The sequence below is a fragment of the Agrobacterium tumefaciens genome, assembly GCF_013318015.2.
GTDB lineage: Bacteria > Pseudomonadota > Alphaproteobacteria > Rhizobiales > Rhizobiaceae > Agrobacterium > Agrobacterium tumefaciens.
Genome location: NZ_CP115842.1, coordinates 1,359,197 through 1,376,718, shown reverse-complemented (window position 1 = coordinate 1,376,718; position 17,522 = coordinate 1,359,197). Strand labels below are relative to the sequence as shown.

The window sequence follows — 17,522 nt, the reverse complement described above, 5'->3', positions numbered from 1 at the left end:
ATTTTCCAGACGTAACCCGCCAGGCATTTCCACCGTAAATGCCCTGCACCTTTCAGGAAAACTCCATGCCCACATCGGAACTGACGAAGGAACGCGACCTCAGGGAATCGAAACCCCTTTGGGCCGACACGCCACGCATAGGCCTCCGCACCAGGAACACCCCGAGTTCCGACCATTACGATACGATCGTCGTCGGCGCCGGCATCAGCGGCGCGCTTGCCGCCCATGCGTTGCAGAGACCGGGGCAATCCATGCTGATCGTCGACCGGCGTGATCCGGTGATGGGCAGCAGTGTCGCCAGCACTGCGATGATACAGCACGAGATCGACACACCCCTTATCGAGCTCAGAAAGATGATCGGCAAGGATGCTGCTGATCGGGCGTGGCAGCGCTCCGCGCGCGCCGTGTTGCGGCTGGAGGAAATCGTTTCTTCGCTTGGCATTTCCTGCAGCATGGCGCGCAAACAGGCGCTTTATCTTGCCGGAGACGAGATGGGTTTGCGTGCATTGAAGGCCGAAGCGGCAGCGCGCGAAGAGGCCGGGATCGAAGCCCGCTTTCTCGACACCGCAAAACTTAAAAACGACTATGCGATTGAGCGGACAGGGGCGATCCTCAGCGATATCTCCGCTTCCGCCAATCCGGCGCAGCTGACGGCGGGCCTGTTGCGCCACACAGCAGGCGCCGGCGCGGAGATCGTTTCACAACTTGAAATCACCGATCTTCGAAATCTCGGTGACGAGGTGGTCGTCGCCACAGCACACGGCAAAATCATTTCCGCGCGCAATATCGTTTTCTGCACCGGATACGAGTTCCTGAAATCGCTCGAAAGCCCGAAACACCAGATCATCTCCACCTGGGCGCTGGCGAGTGCGAAGGGTATCGATCTGCCGGACTGGCTGAATAGCCACATCCTCTGGGAGGCTTCAGATCCCTATCTCTACCTGCGCACCGACCGGGATGAGCGCCTTATTGCCGGTGGTGAGGATGAAGAGAACTCCACATCCTACCTGTCTGAGAGCAAGCTTGCCTCCAAGGCGGATGCAATCAAACGCAAGATCGAAAAGCTTCTTGGCGTCGACATCGGCGAACCCGAATATCGCTGGGCGGCCGGCTTCGGCACGACCACCACGGGCCTGCCGCTGATCGGCGCGGTTCCCGGCATGAAGAACGTTTATGCCGTCATGGGCTTTGGCGGCAACGGCATCACCTTCAGCCAGATCGCCGCCGAGATAGTCGCCGCCGCCGTTAATGGTGGCAAGGACCCCGACGCCGATCTCTTCCGTTTCGACTGATGCCGCTCGTCATCCTATACGCGGCGGAGCTTCTGCTGGAATATAAAACGTTGCGCGCAACAGAGCCGGAACCATAGGGGCTTCGAAAGGTTTGTCTCCCGTGCGCAATGGCGTACATCACGCACTTTCACACCATGGGAGAAGAACCAATGGCCGAGAAAAAACTCGACGACCTGTTTTACGATACGCTGAAGGATATCTATTACGCCGAAAGGCAGATCCTTAAAGCTCTGCCGAAAATGGCGCGGGCAGCGACAGACCCGAAGCTGAAACAGGCCTTCGAAAAGCACAAGGAAGAAACGCAGGGCCAGATCGAACGCCTGCAGGAAGTGTTCGAGATCATCGGCAAGCGGGCGCAGGGTAAGACCTGCGAAGCTATCCAGGGCATCATTGCCGAGGGCGAAGAGATTATGGACGATTTCAAGGGCACCGCAGCTCTCGATGCCGGTCTCATTTCCTCGGCTCAGGCGGTCGAACATTACGAAATCGCCCGTTATGGCACCCTGAAGGCATGGGCCGAAAAGCTTGGTCATGCCAATGCCGTTACCCTGCTGGATGCGACGCTGAAGGAAGAGTCCAAGACAGACGATGCGCTGAGCGCGCTTGCCAAGACATCGATCAATGCCGCAGCACAGAAAAAGGCGGCCTGATCGCCTTTTCCAACTGCACAAGCAAAAACCGGAATGGTCATCCATTCCGGTTTTTTTTGTTTGATTGAATCCGCCTCGTTTTACGGCAGGGTATAGGCGATCACATAGTCGCCCGGCTTGGTTCCAACCGAGCCGTGACCACCCGCAACCATCACAACATATTGCTTGCCGCCATCCAGCGCATAGGTCATGGGCGTTGCCTGCCCGCCAGCCGGCAGACGTGCTTCCCAGAGCTGTTTGCCGGTGGTGAGGTTGTAGGCGCGCAGATAGTTGTCGACGGCAGCACCGAGGAAGGCCACGCCACCCTTGGTAATCATCGGCCCGCCAATGCCCGGTACGCCCACCTTGAAGGGCAACGGCAGCGGCGTCATGTCATGGACCGTGCCGTTCTTGTGCTTGTATGCGATATCGCCGGTGCGCAGGTCGGCACCAGCGACATAACCCCACGGAGGTGCCTGGCAGGGGATTTTCAGCGGACCGAGGAACGGTCCCATGAAGACGCCATAGGGCGCACCGTCATTGCGGTTCAGCCCCTGCTCACTGCCCTTCTCGTCCTGGCCCTTCGGCGGGATGTCGGCGCGCGGCACGAGCTGCGAGGTAAAGGCAAGGTATGTCGGCATGCCGAACATGACCTGACGTTCGGGATCGACCGCGACGCTGCCCCAGTTGAACGTGCCAAAATTGCCGGGATAGATGATGGAGCCGTTCAGCGAGGGCGGCGTATAGCGGCCCTGATAGTTCAGCTGATGGAAGCGGATGCGGCAGGCGAGCTGATCGAACATGGAGACGCCCCACATGTCCTTTTCCTTCAGCGGCTCCGGCTTGAACGACAGCGCCGTCGTTGGCTGAGTCGGGGAGCTGAAGTCCTCAGGGATTGTACCGCCCGGTGCCGGTTCTTCCGTAATCGGCAGAAGCGGCTCACCCGTGCGCCGGTCCAGAACGTAGATATCGCCCTGCTTTGTAGGGCCCACGAGTGCGGGAACGCTTTGACCGTTCTTGGTGATGTCGAGCAGCACCGGCTGGGCCGGCACATCCATATCCCAGAGGTCGTGATGAACCGTCTGGCGCACCCAGCGATCCTTGCCGGTATTGATATCGAGCGCCACGATGGAGGAGGAATATTTCTCCACATTCTCGCTGCGACCCATACCGAGCTGGTCCGGCACCTGATTGCCGAGGGGTACGTAAACGAGGCCAAGCCCCTCGTCGTAGCTCAACACGGACCAGCTGTTCGGCGAGTTGGTAGTGTAGGTTTCGCCTGCGGCAATCGGCTCGGTCTTTTCCGGATTGCCGGAATCCCAGTTCCAGATGAGTGCGCCGCTGTTCACATCGAACGCACGGATGACGCCGGACTGTTCCTGCGTGGAGTAGTTATCGTTCACCGCACCGCCGATGATGATCTTGCCCGCCGCGATCACGGGCGGCGAGGTCGAATAATAATAACCGGCAGGATTGTATTTCATGCCCTGTTCCAGATGCAGCACGCCCTGATCCGCAAAGGATGTGCAGATCTGACCGGTCGCTGCATCAAGCGCAATCAGCCGCGCATCCGAGGTCGGCAGGTAAACGCGCTGGGCGCAGGCGGTGCCCTGTGCGGCATTGGGTTCGGCATAATAGGAAACACCGCGGCACGTCTGGTGCTGGCGGTCCGGGTTAAGACCGACATTGGGGTCGTATTTCCACTTTTCCTTGCCGGTGGCGGCATCGATGGCGATCGCCCAATTGTGCGGCGTGCAGATATAAAGCGTATTGCCGATCTTGAGCGGCGTTACCTGATAGGTGGTTTCACCCACATCATCCGGTAGCTTCACGTCGCCTGTCTGGTACCGCCACGCTTCCTTCAGCTGCGAAACATTATCGACATTGACCTGCGTCAGCGGCGAATAGCGCTGGCCATAAGGCGTGCGGCCGTATTGATGCCAATCGCCATCCGGTACGTCGCCGCCATAGATCGGAGCGGACGCCACCTTCTCCTCAGACAAGGACCCTGCCTGGTCATGCGGATCCTGCGCCATCGAATATCCCGCCACCACAATGGAGGCGAGAACCGATAGCGCGAGTGGCCAGGCATTCGGGCCGTAATTCAGCCCTGTCGGGCTTGAAAAACCGAGAGGCTTCCTGACCCAGGGCACCAGCAACCACAAGCCGATAAGAATGACTATGCCACCCCGCGGCCCAAGCTGCCACCAGTCGAAACCCACTTCCCAGAGGGCCCAGGCGAGTGTCGCGACAATGAAGACGGCATAGACGTGGAGAGCTGCCCGGTTACGCTTGAACAGCAGAATGGCTGTCAACAGGAAGGCCATACCGGAAAGGACGTAATAGAAGCTCCCGCCCAACATGACGAGCTGAGAGCCGAAACCGAACAGCGCAAGGCCGATCAGCGATAGAATAACCGCAGTAACGGTGACTGCCATGAATGAAACCCCCGATTCCTGTCACTTTGCGTGAAATGGAATTGGGGGCAATCTGGTTCCATACAAACTCAACATTCACCGTGAAAAATTTCACGGCATGATGGTTATGGGTTTTGTGGCGCCGGCGCAGTCTCCGTCTGAGCGTTTTGCGGCCGGTTCTCGTCGGGTTCGAAAACCGCATATTCGACGACCGTCCAGACCACCAGCGCGAGGAGCAGACTGACAACCAGAATGACAAGAACTGGACGTCCTTTTACCCCTTGCCGCGCCCGCGTTGCCGTTTCATTTTTCGGATCATGCCGACCGCCAAGATAGCTGGTATTTTCTCTGGCCATGTCTCTCACTCCCTATAATCCTGTTGATTTAATTCACAGGGACACAGTTTGTTCCAGACAGCAAAATCAGCTTAGCCGTACTCTGCGACCGCAAGTCTATCGCAACCGGCACCGTCGAACTCATCGACCGCGCTGAAACTTTGCCCAATCCCCAGCCACGAGAATGGTGGCCGGCGATTGACGTCTTCCGTTTCACACTGGATGTCCGGCGGGTTTTCAGAAATCGACAGCCACAGTGGTGGTCCCGCCGTTTCAAAGTCGCATTGGTCGCCGGCGGCTTCGAGGTATCTCGTCGTGTCGCGGCGACGCACCCGCCATACGGGCAGCATCTCCAGAAAATTGAGAATTCGTATCATCATGATTGTCAGGCGAAATATCTATTAAAAACAACGTCCGCACTGTGGCACGCCCGCCGCGCAAGCGCATCCCTGCGAAGGTCCAAGCGGAACGAATGGTCGGATTGTGCCAACATTCCGTCATACAGTGTCAGATCGGCTTCGAAACAATCGCGTCAGCGACCGAGCTGCACGATCCAGCGTGTCCACTCTGCGCTATCCGGTTTGATAATATCCGGTATGGTATCGCGGTTTTCGGATGCGAAATGCCGCATCTGACGCGGCGACAGGCCGAAGGTCTTCTTGAAAACGCGGCTGAAATTTTCCGGGTTGGTGAAGCCATAGGACGCCGCCACCTCAGCTATCGTCATATGGGCCGACTGCGGCGCCCGCAGGAAATCCATTGCCCGTTCGAGGCGCCTATGGGTGATGCAGGCCGAAAACCCGCCCAGCGGTTCGAAAAGCCGGTAGACGGTGCGTCGCGATACGCCGAACTCGCCCATGACCTTTTCCACCGACAAGGCCGGATCGAGCAGGTGATTGTCGATATAGCGCCTGATGGATGCTCGCAGCGCCCGCTGAACACCCTGCGCATTGTCTTCCCGGACATGATTATTGATGGCAGCCGCGGCAAGCTCCAGCAATGGCGAGACCGCGGCCGCGCCATCATTGGCGTTCATGACGTCAAAGTGGCGGTAAACGCTGGTCATCGTTTCCCGCAGCAGAGATACCAGGGGCAAACCGGCCGGCAGCACGCGCTCGTGATTATTGCCGGAACCGATGAGCCTGCCTTCCAGCAGCCGGCGCGGCACGACAAGGCTCAGATGATCGTGATCGGTTGTGGCTGTGGCCAGCGGCTGCGCCATGTCAATGATGTGGAGATCGCCCGGGCCGGCAGTCTCGCCCGCTCCGCGCCGCGACATGCTTTGGCCGCTGGCGTAAAATTGCAGGAGAAAGCCGTCCATCCCGTCCCGGGCAATCTTGTGGCGCGAGCGGTCGAAATCCTGCGCCGAGGACTGGGTGCGGCCAAGCGCGACATTGCCGATGAAGGCGGCATCGACACTGGCAAAAAAACCGTCATCCTGCGATCTGCGCAGGCGGGCATCAAAAAGCACGTTGATCGAATCGCGCCACAGCGCCATGGCGTCGCGCTTCGGCACATGGCGTGTATCGAAACGCGAGCGCGCTAACGGAGCTTCCGAAAACCCTGTGTTCATAATACCGCTGTTCCGTGAACACGGCGCTGACCCCGCCGCACGCAAAACTATACAGTATTGAAATCGCCTCACAATACCGGAAGGATGGCAGATCGTTCGCTTGAGCCGGATGCGCGAAAATTATTTAGCGGTCCAGCCGCCATCGATGGAAATGGTGGTGCCGGTGATGGAGCGCGCCATATCGCCGGTGAGGTAAAGCGCCATCTCCGCCACTTCCTCCGGCTGCACGAAACGTCGCGTCGGCTGCGGCGCAAGCATCACCTTCTTCACCACCTCATCCTCGCCCATGCCGTGCAGGCGCGCCTGATCGGCAACCTGCGCCGCGACGAGCGGCGTCCAGACGTAACCGGGGCAGATGGCGTTGCAGGTAATGCCAAGTTCGGCCACTTCCAGCGCCACGCTTTTCGTCAGGCCCACCACGGCATGTTTCGTCGCCACATAGGGACCCTTGAAGGGTGAGGCGCGCAACCCGTGCGCGGAAGCAATATTGACGATGCGCCCCCAACCCCTTTCCTTCATGCCCGGCAGGGCTGCACGGATCGTATGAAAAGCGCTGTCGAGGGAGATCGCGACAATATGGGAGAAATCGGCGAAATCGAATTCGTCGATCGGCGCGACCTTCTGGATACCGGCATTGTTGACGAGCACGTCGATGTGACCGAATTCGGCGATGACGGTTTCCGGCAGATGTGCACTCTCGTCATAATTGGCGAGGTTGGCAGAAAAATAGACCGGCCGGTGCCGCGCCACCTTCGCAACCGCCTCCAGTGCCTGCGTCGCCGCCTCCACGGTTTCTATGCCGTGAACGGCGACGAGAAATCCCGCTTCGGCAAAACGTTTGGCGATGGCAAGGCCAATGCCGCTGGTGGAGCCGGTGACCAGAACGGTTTTCGGTTGATCCTCCATCATCCTAATCCTTCAGTTGCGGCAGGTTGCGGAAAAGCTCGAGCACTTCGGGATTGGCGAGCGCGTCGGTGTTTTTCACCGGCCTGCCATGAATGGTGTCGCGAACTGCGATTTCGGAAATCTTGCCCGAGCGGGTACGGGGAATGGCCGTGACGGCAATGATCCTTGCCGGAACATGCCGTGGCGTAGCACCCGAGCGGATGCGCGTACGGATGGTCTTTTCGAGTTCCTCCGTCAGCGCTGCACCCTCTTTAAGGCGCACGAAGAGGATAACCCGCTGGTCACCGTCAATGTCCTGACCCACGGCAATCGCTTCCTCGACCTCCGGCACTGCTTCCACCTGACGGTAGATTTCCGCCGTACCGATGCGAACCCCACCGGGATTGAGAGTCGTATCCGAGCGCCCGTGGATGACATATCCGCCGGTGGCACGCATTTCGGCAAAATCGCCATGCGCCCAGATGCCCGGGAAGCGATCGAAATAGGCAGCCTGATAACGAGAACCGTCCTCATCGCCCCAGAATTTGACCGGCATGGAAAGATGGGCATTGCGGCAGACGAGCTCACCAGCCACGCCGCGAACGGGATGGCCTTCGTCGTCCAGGGTATCGACATCCATACCGAGCATCGCGCCCTGCAGCTCCCCACGGTGAACAGGTTGCAGCGGATTGCCGCCAAGGAAACAGGCGCATATATCCGTGCCGCCGGAAATGGAGGCGAGATGCAGATCGGCCTTCCAGTCGCGATAGATATAATCGAAGGATTGCGGGATGAGCGGCGAGCCGGTGGAAAGGATTGTCCGAAGGGATGAAAGGTCATGGGTTTCGCGCGGTTTCAACCCTGCCTTCAGGCATGCGTCGATAAATTTGGCCGATGTTCCGAAGGTCGCGATCCGTTCGGCGTCAACGAGATCGATCAGCCGCGCGGGCGACGGATAACCCGGGTTGCCGTCATAGGTGACGAGGGTGGCGCCAAGCGCCAGGCCGGACACCTGCCAGTTCCACATCATCCAGCCGCAGGTGGTGAAATAGAAGAAACGTTCGCCTTGCCTGATATCGCATTGCAGCTTCTGCTCCTTCATATGCTGAAGAAGCAGGCCACCGCCGGAATGGGTGATGCATTTCGGCTTGCCGGTGGTGCCGGAGGAATAAAGGATCGCCAGCGGCGACTTGACCGGCAGCCGGTTGAACGCGATTTCACCCGGCTCAAAGGGCGAAACGAAATCATGCAACGTCACGCAGCCGAGATCGGAAAGGCTGGCGGGAACAACGTCACCAATCAGCACGATCTTTTGAGGGGCAGCGCTTTCCACCACCGCGCGGATGGTCGGTCCGACATCGATCCGCTTGCCGGCATAACCGTATTCCGGCACGGCGATGAGGATTTTCGGATCGATCTGCGAGAGCCGGTCGGACGCCCCCGCCGGGCCGAAATCCGGTGAACAGGACGACCAGATGGCTCCGATGGCGCTCGTTGCCAGATAACCGACGATCGCCTCGATATCGTGGGTGACGATAGCGCCGATACGATCGCCTTCCTGCACGCCTGCGTGGACAAGCGCCTGCACCATGCGGGAGACATCCGCATAAAGCTGCCTGCGGCTGATTTCACGCCGCGTGCCATCATCTCGATGGGCGATGATCGCCAACCGTTCATCGGCATCGCGCAGCAGGTTTTCGGCATAATTGAGCCTCGCGCCGGGATAAAACTCGGCTTCCCGCATGGTCGCGCCAGGCTTGAAGGCCCTTTCGCCGCGCGTGCCGATGATCCCCAGCTCGTCCCACAGGGCATTGTAAAAGGCATCCGGTGCCTCAATGGACCAGCGCAGCAGGCCGGAATAATCATCAGCCGAAAGCCCATGCAGCGATGCGGTCCTTGTGGCAAAGGCAAAAAGCGCCGAGTGCTCCAGCCTTTCCATTGGCGGTACCCACAGAATATCCGACGGCGTGGCGTCCATCATGCCTCGCCTCCGCGTAGCATTTCGACGATTGCGGAGAAATCACGCGCGCCACCGCCCTCACCCACGAAGTTCTCATAAAGCGTCGATGCTGCGGCGCCGAGTGGAGTGGCAACGCCGGCTCCATTCGCGGCCGCCTGCGAGAGTAGCAAATCCTTCAGCATCAGCGCCGCAGCGAAACCCGGTTGATAATCATTGTTCGCCGGTGATGTCGGCACTGGTCCCGGCACCGGGCAATAGGTGGTGAGCGACCAGCATTGACCCGATGAGGTGGAGGCGACATCGAACAGCGCCTGATGCGAAAGGCCGAGTTTTTCGCCCAGCACGAAGGCCTCGGAAACCGCAATCATGGAAATGCCGAGGATCATGTTGTTACAGATCTTGGCTGCCTGGCCGTTGCCGCCCTTGCCGCAATGGACGATCTTCTTGCCCATGGCTTCCAGCACCGGCTTGGCCGCCGAGAAAGCCTCGGCCTCTCCGCCACACATGAAGGTCAAGGTGCCGGCACTGGCACCGCCCGTACCGCCAGATACAGGCGCGTCGACGGAGGGGCAACCGGCGGAAGCGGCAAGCTCATGTGCCTTCAGGGCGCTGTCCATATCCACCGTCGAGCAATCGATGAGAAGCGTTCCGGCAGCTATTTTCTGCACCAGATCACCATATACCGAAACAACATGTTCCCCCTTCGGCAGCATGGTTACGATCACTTCCGCCGCATCAATGGCTTCGGCAGAATCCAAAGCGACGGGAATCCCGGCCTCCCTCGCCGCCGCGCGGCATGCCTCGGAAAGGTCGAAACCCCTGACGGCATAACCGGCCTTGACGAGATTGGCGGCCATCGGCAGGCCCATATGGCCAAGTCCGATAAAAGCGACGGTCTTCATGGGAACGCTCCTCTTAGCGATTATCCGCAAGGATCATGTCGGCAGCCTTTTCGGCAATCATGATCGTTGGCGAATTGGTATTTCCGGACGTGATCCTCGGCATGATGGAGGCGTCCGCCACACGCAGCCCAGCAAGCTTGCGGAATTTCAGCCGCGTATCGACAACGCTTTCGGCATCGGAGCCCATGCGCAGGGTGCCGACGGGGTGGAATATGGTCGTGCCGATATCGCCCGCAGCGCGGGCCAGATCGTCGTCATTCTCAAAAGTGGGGCCGGGCCGGTATTCCTGCGGTTTGAACCGCGAAAAGGCGGGCTGGTTGACGATGCGGCGCGTCAGCCGCATGGAATCGATGGCTACCCGGCGGTCGCCTTCCGTCGACAGATAATTCGGTCGGATTTCCGGCTGCATGGCGAAATCCGGTCCTTTCACATGCACTGAGCCTCGGCTTTCGGGCCGCAGATTGCAGACACTTGCCGTAATGGCCGGAAAAGTGTGAACCGGATCACCAAACTTGTCGAGTGACACCGGCTGGACATGATATTCCAGATCCGCCGTCTCCTTTTCCGGAGAGGAACGGGTGAAGACACCAAGCTGGCTCGGCGCCATCGACATCGGCCCGGAGCGGGTCAAAGCATATTCGAGGCCGATCCTTGCCTTTCCGAACAGCGTGGAGGCCCTCTCATTCAGCGTCAGGACGCCTGAAACCTTATAGACCATGCGCAATTGCAGATGATCCTGCAGGTTCTCGCCCACACCTTGAACTTCCGTCACTGTGTCGATACCGGCGGCCTGCAACACGTCGCCGCGGCCAACGCCGGAAAGCTCCAGAATGTGTGGTGAACCGACTGCACCTGCCGAAAGCACCGTTTCGCGCCGTGCACGCATCTTTTTCAAGACGCCGTCGTGGTGAAACTCGACGCCTGTGACCAGGCCCTCTTCGACAATGAGACGCTTGACATGGGCCTTGGTCATGACTGTCAAATTCCGGCGGCCAAGCGCCGGTTTCAGAAAAGCCTTGGCCGTGTTCCAGCGCCAGCCCGACCGCTGGTTCACATCGAAATAACCGGCCCCTTCATTGTCGCCCCGGTTGAAATCTTCGGTCGCACGAATGCCGGCCTCACCTGCCGCCTGCTGAAAGGCATCAAGCACATCCCAGCGCACGCGCGCCTTCTCCACCCGCCATTCGCCGCCGGTGGAATGCATGTCGCCCTTGCCGCGATAAAAATCCTCCGACTTCAGGAAATAGGGCAGGATATCATCCCATCCCCAACCCTCGCAGCCAAGTTGACGCCAGACATCGTAGTCTCGGGCCTGACCGCGCATATAGATCATGCCGTTGATGGAGGAGCAGCCGCCGAGAACCTTGCCGCGAGGATAGATCAACGACCTTCCGTTAAGCCCAGGTTCTTCCGCCGTCTTGAAACACCAGTCGGTGCGCGGATTGTTGATGCAATAGAGATAACCGACCGGAATATGGATCCAGTGATAATTATCGTTGCCGCCCGCTTCCAGCAGCAGGACGCGATTGTTCGGGTCTTTCGAGAGGCGGTTGGCGAGAACGCATCCCGCACTTCCCGCTCCGATGACGATATAGTCAAATTCCGCCATGCTATTCTCCATGGGGCGCCCTTGCCGCGTCGCCCCGGACGCGGAGGAGCCTTCCCCCTGTTTCAAAAAATTCTTATCCCCGGTGCTGAAAACCCAGTTTTCGCCCGAGCCGCGAAGCGTAAAATTCACCGATCAGACCGCGCCGGAACACCAGAACGCAAGCCATGAAAACGAGGCCGGTGATGATGGTGACCGGGAAATCGGATGTCGCGAGATAGTTCTGCAGTGCGACGACAAGCCCCGCACCGAAGATCGGGCCGATCATGGTGCCAATGCCGCCGAGCAGGGTCATCAGGATAACCTCGCCCGACATCTGCCAGGCCACATCGGTCAATGTTGCGAACTGGAACACCAGCGCCTTCAGGCCGCCCGCAAGACCGGCAAGCGCCGCCGACATGACGAAAGCACCAAGCTTGTAACGCTGCACGCTGTATCCAAGAGAAATGGCGCGCTGCTCGTTTTCGCGGATGGATTTCAGGATCATGCCGAACGGCGAGTTGACGAAACGCCAGATGACGAGAAGTGCCAGCACGAAGGCGGCAAGCACCGTGTAGTAAATGTTCAGCGGCGCGTTGAGATCGAGAAGGCCGAAGAGGTGTCCACGCGGCACGCCCTGCAATCCGTCCTCACCATGGGTGAAGGGTGCTTGAAGGCAGAAAAAATAAAACATCTGCGACAAGGCAAGCGTGATCATGGCGAAATAGATGCCCTGCCGGCGAATGGCGAAAAAGCCGATGACGAGGCCAAGAAGGGCGGCACCCGCCATGCCGATGAGGAGGCCGATCTCGGGCGTGACGCCCCATTCCTTCACCGAATAGGCGGTGAAATAGGCAGCGCCGCCGAAAAATGCCGCATGGCCGAAGGAAAGCAGCCCGGTGTAACCGATCAGCAGATTGAAGGCGCAGGCAAACAGCGCGAAGCAAAGCAGCTTCATCAGAAAGATCGGATAAACGAACATCGGTGCAGCGATCAGCACGGCCAGTCCTGCCAGTATCAGCACGGTCTTGATGGTTCCAGCGGTTGCGGAAACCTCGGCCTGCGGCATCGCGCCGGCTGTCGGGTTGTGAGTGGCTTTGGACATATCAGGCGTCCTTTCCGAAAAGTCCGGCGGGGCGGATGAGCAGCACAAAGGCCATGATGACGAAGATGACAATGTTGGACGCTTCCGGGTAGAACACCTTGGTCAGGCCTTCAGCGATACCCAGCATGTAGCCGGTGACGATGGCGCCCATGATCGACCCCATGCCGCCGACCACGACGACGGCGAAGACGACGATGATGAGGTTGGTGCCCATCAGCGGTGAGACCTGATAGATCGGCGCGGCCAGCACGCCGGTGAAACCGGCAAGGCCCGCGCCCAGCGCGTAGGTCAGCGTCAGGAGCACAGGCACGTTGATACCGAAGGCCTGCACCAGTGTCGGATTTTCCGTCGCAGCCCGCAGATAGGAGCCGAGCCTCGTCTTTTCGATCAACGCCCAGGTGGCGATGCAGGCGACAAGCGAGATGACGACGACGAAAGCGCGGTAGTTCGGCAGAAACATGAAACCGAGATTGGTGCCGCCTGCAAGCTCGCGCGGAACCGAATAGGGTTGACCCGCCGCACCGTACAGCCAGCGGAACGTGCCTTCCACCACCAGCGCCAGGCCGAAGGTGAAGAGCAGCCCATACAGCGGATCGAGATCGTAAAGCCGCGACAGTAGCAGGCGCTCGATGATCGCGCCGAAAAGTGCAACGACAAGCGGCGTCACCAACAGTGCCCACCAGAAGCTGATGCCGAAATATTGCAGGCCGAGAAAGGCGACGAAAGCGCCAAGCATATATTGGGCACCATGGGCGAAATTGATGACGCGCAGCAGGCCGAAAATGACGGCAAGGCCGAGCGACAGGAGCGCATAAAACGACCCGTTGATGAGGCCGATCAGCAATTGCCCGAGCAGGGCCTGAAGCGGAACGCCGAAGAGCATCGTCATCGTTAAACCCCCAGCACTTTATTGAGTTCGCCCATGCGGCCGGAAAGCTCGCCCACCGGAAAATTGCTGACCATCTGGCCATGATCCATCAGGTAGAAACGATCCGCGATGCGGCTGGCGAAGCGGAAATTCTGCTCGACCAGAACCACTGTCATGCCACGACTTTTCAAGGTCTTCAGCACCTCGCCGATGCGCTGCACGATTACAGGCGCAAGCCCTTCGGTCGGCTCATCGAGCAGGAGAACCTTGACCCCTGTGCGCAGGATGCGCGCCATGGCCAGCATCTGCTGTTCGCCGCCGGAAAGCTTGGTGCCGGGGCTCGCCCGGCGTTCGTAAAGATTGGGAAACAGCTCGTAGATTTCATCGAGCGTCATGCCGCCGGATGCGACGACGGGCGGAAGTTTCAGATTTTCCTCGACGCTCAGTGTCGCGAAGATGCCGCGCTCTTCCGGCACGAAACCGAGTCCGTATTTCGCCGTGCGATGCAACGGCACCGGCATCAGATCCTTGCCGCCGAGCTTGATCACGCCCTTGCGGTTGCGGATGATGCCCATAATGGTGCGCAGCGTCGTGGTCTTGCCAACCCCATTGCGCCCGAGAATGGTGATGGTTTCGCCTTCGCCGACGGTCAGATCGACGCCGTGCAGCGCCTGGCTTTCGCCGTACCAGGATTTCAGGTTGGAGACTTCGAGCATTGCCGCCATATCACGCCTCCTCCGTGCCCATATAGGCCGTACGCACGCGCGGATCGGCGGAGACGGTGGCATAATCGCCCTCCGCCAGAATTTCGCCCCGCTGCAGCACCGTTACCTGATGGCAGATATCCGCCACGACCTTCAGATTGTGTTCGACCATCAGCACCGCGCGCGTTTTGGCCACTTCGCGGATGAGATCGGCGACATGCGCGACATCCTCGCCCCCCATGCCCGCCATCGGCTCATCGAGAAGCAATACCTTCGGGTCGAGCGCAAGCGTCGTGGCGATTTCAAGAACGCGCTTGCGACCGTAGGAAAGATCGGCCGCAAGTGCATTTTTTTCCCGTGTCAGGCCAACCGTTGCGATCAACTCCTCGGCACGTGCATTGAGCCTGTCGAGTGACGAGAGCGGCAACCAGAATTGCGTTGAAAGGTTATTCGGCCGCTGCAACGCCACCCGCACGTTCTCAAGAACCGTCAGATGCGGAAACACCGCCGATATCTGGAAAGACCTGACGAGACCGAGCCGCGCCACCTTGTCCGGCGGCGTCTTTGTTATATCCGTTCCCATGAAGGTGATCGCCCCGCCTGTCGGCTGGAGAAACTTGGTCAACAGGTTGAAGACCGTGGTTTTGCCGGCGCCGTTCGGACCAATAAGTGCATGCACGCGGGCATGATGGACGTCGAGATCGACGTTTTTCACGGCCGCGAATGCGCCGAAGGTCTTGGAGAGACCGCGCGCCGAAAGCACGACGCGGGGTTCCGCCTGACCGGCAGGGGCGGGAGCGATCATCATGAAGTTCCCCCTTTTTACTGCGTTACCAGCGGGCAACCGCTTTTTGCGGGGTCCATGAAGGCTTCCTTGCCGGGGATCGTGGCAAGCACCTTGTAGTAGTCCCACGGCTGCTTGCTCTCATCCGGCTTCTTTACTTCCATCAGATACATGTCGTGGATCATGCGGCCATTAGCGGCCACATGGCCATCCTTCGAGAAGACGTCGTTGACAGGCATTTCCTTCATGGCCTTTGCCACGGCGTCAGCATCGTCGGTGCCGGCCTTATCGATGGCCTTCAGGTAATGCAGCACGGCGGAATAGGTACCAGCGTGGACCATGTTCGGCATGGCGCCGGTGCGTTCCTTGAACCGTTCGCCGAATTTGCGCGATTCATCGTCGCGGTCCCAATAGAACCCTTCCGTCAGCGTCAGGCCCTGAGCCGCTTCGAGACCGAGGCCGTGCACTTCGGCAAGCGTAAAGAGAAGGGCCGCCAGCCGCTGCCCGCCCGCAACGATACCGAATTCAGCGGCCTGCTTGATGGCGTTGGAGGTGTCGAGACCGGCATTGGCAAGGCCGATGACCTTCGCGCCTGATGACTGCGCCTGCAACAGGAAGGAGGAATAATCCGTAGAGGCCAACGGATGGCGCACGGAACCCAGCACCTTGCCGCCATTGGCCTTGACGAAGTTGGACGTGTTTTCTTCCAGCGAATAACCGAAGGCGTAATCCGCAGTCAGAAAGAACCAGCTGTCGCCACCCTGTTTCACCAGCGCACCGCCGGTGCCGACTGCCAGCGAATAGGTGTCGTAGGCCCAGTGGAAACCATAGGGGCTGCACTGCTTGCCCGTCAGTTCCGTGGTTGCAGCGCCCGTGTTGATGGTGATCTTCTTTTTGTCCTTCGAGAGAGCCTGCACGGCAAGGCCCACCGACGACGAGGTCAGTTCCATGATCGAATCGACCTGTTCGGTGTCGTACCACTGCCGGGCGATGTTGGAAGCGACATCCGCCTTGTTCTGGTGGTCAGCCGTTACCACTTCCACCGGCGCGCCCAGCACCTTGCCGCCAAAATCCTCGACCGCCATCTTCGCGGCCTCATATGAGTATTTGCCGCCGAAATTGGCGTAGACGCCCGACTGGTCGTTCAAGATGCCGATCTTGACCTTGCCGTCCGAAATCTCGGCAGCGTAAGCGGCGGTGCCTGCCGCCAGTGCCATGGCCGTGGATAAAACGATACTCTTGCGCATGACTTCTCCTCCCAGAGATGATTGCGAGCCTCAGATAGGTCTGTGCAACGGTGAACGAAGGCGCATGGCGATCGTCCAACGGTGTTGCATCACAACGGTCGCGCCACCCTCCTCAAAGCAGCGCCTCCCTATGTAGACTTCTCGAATTCGGCCGTTGACACAAGAGCGGGGCATCATCAAATTGCGAACAGGAACTGTTCATTTTTGAACAGACCTGGCAATGGAGACCGAATTGGCCACGCCTTTTACCTGGGACGACCTGCAATATTTTCTGGCGGTGGCCCGCACCGGACAACTTTCATCGGCAGCGCGTAGTCTGCGCACCAGCCACGCCACCGTCTCCCGCCACATCGACCGGCTGGAATTCTCGCTTAAAACCAAACTGTTCGAGCGAAATCCACGTGGTTACGAACTGACGACGGTCGGGCGGCGCCTGGTCGATACCGTCGAGCGCATCGAGGCGGAAGCGGAAAGATTGCAATCGGATATTTCCGAAAGCGGCAGCCTGCTGCGCGGCGTGGTCAGGCTCAGTGCGCCTGAAGGTTTTTCCAACTTTTTCTTCGTGGAAAGGCTGAAAGACTTCGCCGTCACCCATCCGCACATCATGGTGGAGATGGTTACGATCCAGCAGATCATGGCATTGTCGAAGAAAGAAGCGGATGTGGCGGTCACACTCGATCCGCCGAAAGCAGGCCCCTACATCAACGAACAGATCGTCGATTACACGCTGCATATCTACGCATCGCGTTCCTATCTTGCCAGCCACCCGAAAATCACCCGGCGCGAAGATTTGCCCGATCATTTCTTTATCGGTTACGTGCAGGATCTGATCTTCTCGCCGGGCCTCGATTACATGCGCGACGTGATGCCCGGCCTCCGACCCAACTTCCAGTCATCAAGCATTTTTGCGCAGTTGACTGCAACGCTGAGCGGACGTGGCCTTTGCATATTGCCCAACTTCATCGCCGCACGCTTTCCGGACCTGCAGATGGTGCTGGCAGGTGAAGTGGAACTGCGGCGGGGTTACTGGCTGACGAGCCATCAGGACCTTGCCAATGTGCCGCGCGTGCGCTCGCTGATGGATTTCATTCTCACGACGGCGCGCGCCCACCAAAATCTCTTCATCCTCGACCGCAAGACGATCGCCTGAAACAACCGTCGTTCACATTTCGGCGACACCGTGTCTACGCGCAGCGGATTGGAGAATCCGCACTTCAGCCTATATGACTGACAACA

16 protein-coding genes are annotated in these 17,522 nt (G+C 59.2%); 3 read left to right on the top strand and 13 right to left on the bottom strand.

Annotation, left to right across the window (positions count from 1 at the left end):
- Window positions 1-65: 65 nt before the first annotated feature.
- Complete coding sequence (locus tag G6L97_RS19790; RefSeq protein ID WP_174003623.1) at window positions 66-1,292, top strand: NAD(P)/FAD-dependent oxidoreductase; 1,227 nt, start codon at window positions 66-68, stop codon at window positions 1,290-1,292.
- 149 nt (window positions 1,293-1,441) lie between these two features.
- Window positions 1,442-1,942 (top strand): YciE/YciF ferroxidase family protein, encoded by a 501-nt coding sequence (locus G6L97_RS19785; RefSeq protein ID WP_004431986.1) that lies wholly within the window; start codon window positions 1,442-1,444, stop codon window positions 1,940-1,942.
- Window positions 1,943-2,022: 80 nt separating this feature from the next.
- Here the strand turns inward: G6L97_RS19785 and G6L97_RS19780 are convergent, their stop codons facing one another.
- From G6L97_RS19780 to G6L97_RS19720, 13 genes are all read right to left on the bottom strand, one after another.
- Window positions 2,023-4,359 carry a glucose/quinate/shikimate family membrane-bound PQQ-dependent dehydrogenase gene (locus G6L97_RS19780; RefSeq protein ID WP_013762113.1) on the bottom strand — a complete coding sequence of 779 codons (2,337 nt, stop codon included), beginning with the start codon at window positions 4,357-4,359 and terminating at the stop codon, window positions 2,023-2,025.
- A gap of 104 nt (window positions 4,360-4,463) precedes the next feature.
- Window positions 4,464-4,694 carry a hypothetical protein gene (locus tag G6L97_RS19775; protein WP_004431981.1) on the bottom strand — a complete coding sequence of 77 codons (231 nt, stop codon included), beginning with the start codon at window positions 4,692-4,694 and terminating at the stop codon, window positions 4,464-4,466.
- A 71-nt stretch (window positions 4,695-4,765) separates the two neighbouring features.
- A complete protein-coding gene (locus G6L97_RS19770; RefSeq protein WP_236742485.1) occupies window positions 4,766-5,053 on the bottom strand; it encodes a hypothetical protein in 288 nt (95 codons plus the stop codon).
- Between the two features lie 152 nt (window positions 5,054-5,205).
- Window positions 5,206-6,249, bottom strand: coding sequence for a helix-turn-helix domain-containing protein (locus tag G6L97_RS19765; RefSeq protein WP_174003635.1), 1,044 nt, complete (start codon window positions 6,247-6,249; stop codon window positions 5,206-5,208).
- A 117-nt stretch (window positions 6,250-6,366) separates the two neighbouring features.
- Window positions 6,367-7,152: a 3-hydroxybutyrate dehydrogenase gene (locus G6L97_RS19760; protein WP_025595201.1), complete on the bottom strand. Its 786-nt coding sequence runs from the start codon at window positions 7,150-7,152 to the stop codon at window positions 6,367-6,369.
- 4 nt (window positions 7,153-7,156) lie between these two features.
- Window positions 7,157-9,112, bottom strand: a complete 1,956-nt coding sequence (locus G6L97_RS19755; RefSeq protein ID WP_127966387.1) for an acetoacetate--CoA ligase — start codon at window positions 9,110-9,112, stop codon at window positions 7,157-7,159.
- Entirely contained in the window at window positions 9,109-9,993 is an 885-nt protein-coding gene (gene mmsB, locus G6L97_RS19750; RefSeq protein ID WP_013762107.1) for a 3-hydroxyisobutyrate dehydrogenase, read from the bottom strand. Before mmsB ends, G6L97_RS19755 begins: the two co-directional genes overlap by 4 nt.
- A 13-nt stretch (window positions 9,994-10,006) precedes the next feature.
- Window positions 10,007-11,602, bottom strand: a complete 1,596-nt coding sequence (locus G6L97_RS19745) for a GMC family oxidoreductase (protein ID WP_076844528.1) — start codon at window positions 11,600-11,602, stop codon at window positions 10,007-10,009.
- 73 nt (window positions 11,603-11,675) lie between these two features.
- Complete coding sequence (locus tag G6L97_RS19740; protein ID WP_019566513.1) at window positions 11,676-12,683, bottom strand: branched-chain amino acid ABC transporter permease; 1,008 nt, start codon at window positions 12,681-12,683, stop codon at window positions 11,676-11,678.
- A gap of 1 nt (window position 12,684) precedes the next feature.
- A complete protein-coding gene (locus tag G6L97_RS19735; protein WP_019566514.1) occupies window positions 12,685-13,572 on the bottom strand; it encodes a branched-chain amino acid ABC transporter permease in 888 nt (295 codons plus the stop codon).
- 2 nt (window positions 13,573-13,574) lie between these two features.
- Window positions 13,575-14,276, bottom strand: coding sequence for an ABC transporter ATP-binding protein (locus G6L97_RS19730; RefSeq protein WP_004431956.1), 702 nt, complete (start codon window positions 14,274-14,276; stop codon window positions 13,575-13,577).
- 1 nt (window position 14,277) lies between these two features.
- On the bottom strand, window positions 14,278-15,063 hold the full coding sequence (locus G6L97_RS19725; RefSeq protein WP_025595206.1) for an ABC transporter ATP-binding protein: 786 nt from the start codon (window positions 15,061-15,063) through the stop codon (window positions 14,278-14,280).
- A gap of 14 nt (window positions 15,064-15,077) precedes the next feature.
- Window positions 15,078-16,286 carry an ABC transporter substrate-binding protein gene (locus G6L97_RS19720; RefSeq protein ID WP_013762102.1) on the bottom strand — a complete coding sequence of 403 codons (1,209 nt, stop codon included), beginning with the start codon at window positions 16,284-16,286 and terminating at the stop codon, window positions 15,078-15,080.
- A 220-nt stretch (window positions 16,287-16,506) separates the two neighbouring features.
- Between G6L97_RS19720 and G6L97_RS19715 the strand changes: the two genes are divergently transcribed.
- Window positions 16,507-17,436 carry a LysR family transcriptional regulator gene (locus G6L97_RS19715; protein WP_004431950.1) on the top strand — a complete coding sequence of 310 codons (930 nt, stop codon included), beginning with the start codon at window positions 16,507-16,509 and terminating at the stop codon, window positions 17,434-17,436.
- Window positions 17,437-17,522 lie beyond the last annotated feature (86 nt).

Excerpts from the sequence above, each read along its gene's own strand:
- mmsB (WP_013762107.1), bottom strand. The coding sequence starts at position 9,993 with ATGAAGACCGTCGCTTTTATCGGACTTGGCCATATGGGCCTGCCGATG.
- G6L97_RS19740 (WP_019566513.1), bottom strand. The coding sequence starts at position 12,683 with ATGTCCAAAGCCACTCACAACCCGACAGCCGGCGCGATGCCGCAGGCC.
- G6L97_RS19780 (WP_013762113.1), bottom strand. The coding sequence starts at position 4,359 with ATGGCAGTCACCGTTACTGCGGTTATTCTATCGCTGATCGGCCTTGCG.
- G6L97_RS19785 (WP_004431986.1), top strand. The coding sequence starts at position 1,442 with ATGGCCGAGAAAAAACTCGACGACCTGTTTTACGATACGCTGAAGGAT.
- G6L97_RS19735 (WP_019566514.1), bottom strand. The coding sequence starts at position 13,572 with ATGACGATGCTCTTCGGCGTTCCGCTTCAGGCCCTGCTCGGGCAATTG.
- G6L97_RS19790 (WP_174003623.1), top strand. The coding sequence starts at position 66 with ATGCCCACATCGGAACTGACGAAGGAACGCGACCTCAGGGAATCGAAA.
- G6L97_RS19760 (WP_025595201.1), bottom strand. The coding sequence starts at position 7,152 with ATGGAGGATCAACCGAAAACCGTTCTGGTCACCGGCTCCACCAGCGGC.
- G6L97_RS19745 (WP_076844528.1), bottom strand. The coding sequence starts at position 11,602 with ATGGCGGAATTTGACTATATCGTCATCGGAGCGGGAAGTGCGGGATGC.
- G6L97_RS19720 (WP_013762102.1), bottom strand. The coding sequence starts at position 16,286 with ATGCGCAAGAGTATCGTTTTATCCACGGCCATGGCACTGGCGGCAGGC.
- G6L97_RS19770 (WP_236742485.1), bottom strand. The coding sequence starts at position 5,053 with ATGATGATACGAATTCTCAATTTTCTGGAGATGCTGCCCGTATGGCGG.
- G6L97_RS19775 (WP_004431981.1), bottom strand. The coding sequence starts at position 4,694 with ATGGCCAGAGAAAATACCAGCTATCTTGGCGGTCGGCATGATCCGAAA.
- G6L97_RS19730 (WP_004431956.1), bottom strand. The coding sequence starts at position 14,276 with ATGGCGGCAATGCTCGAAGTCTCCAACCTGAAATCCTGGTACGGCGAA.
- G6L97_RS19755 (WP_127966387.1), bottom strand. The coding sequence starts at position 9,112 with ATGATGGACGCCACGCCGTCGGATATTCTGTGGGTACCGCCAATGGAA.
- G6L97_RS19725 (WP_025595206.1), bottom strand. The coding sequence starts at position 15,063 with ATGATGATCGCTCCCGCCCCTGCCGGTCAGGCGGAACCCCGCGTCGTG.
- G6L97_RS19715 (WP_004431950.1), top strand. The coding sequence starts at position 16,507 with ATGGAGACCGAATTGGCCACGCCTTTTACCTGGGACGACCTGCAATAT.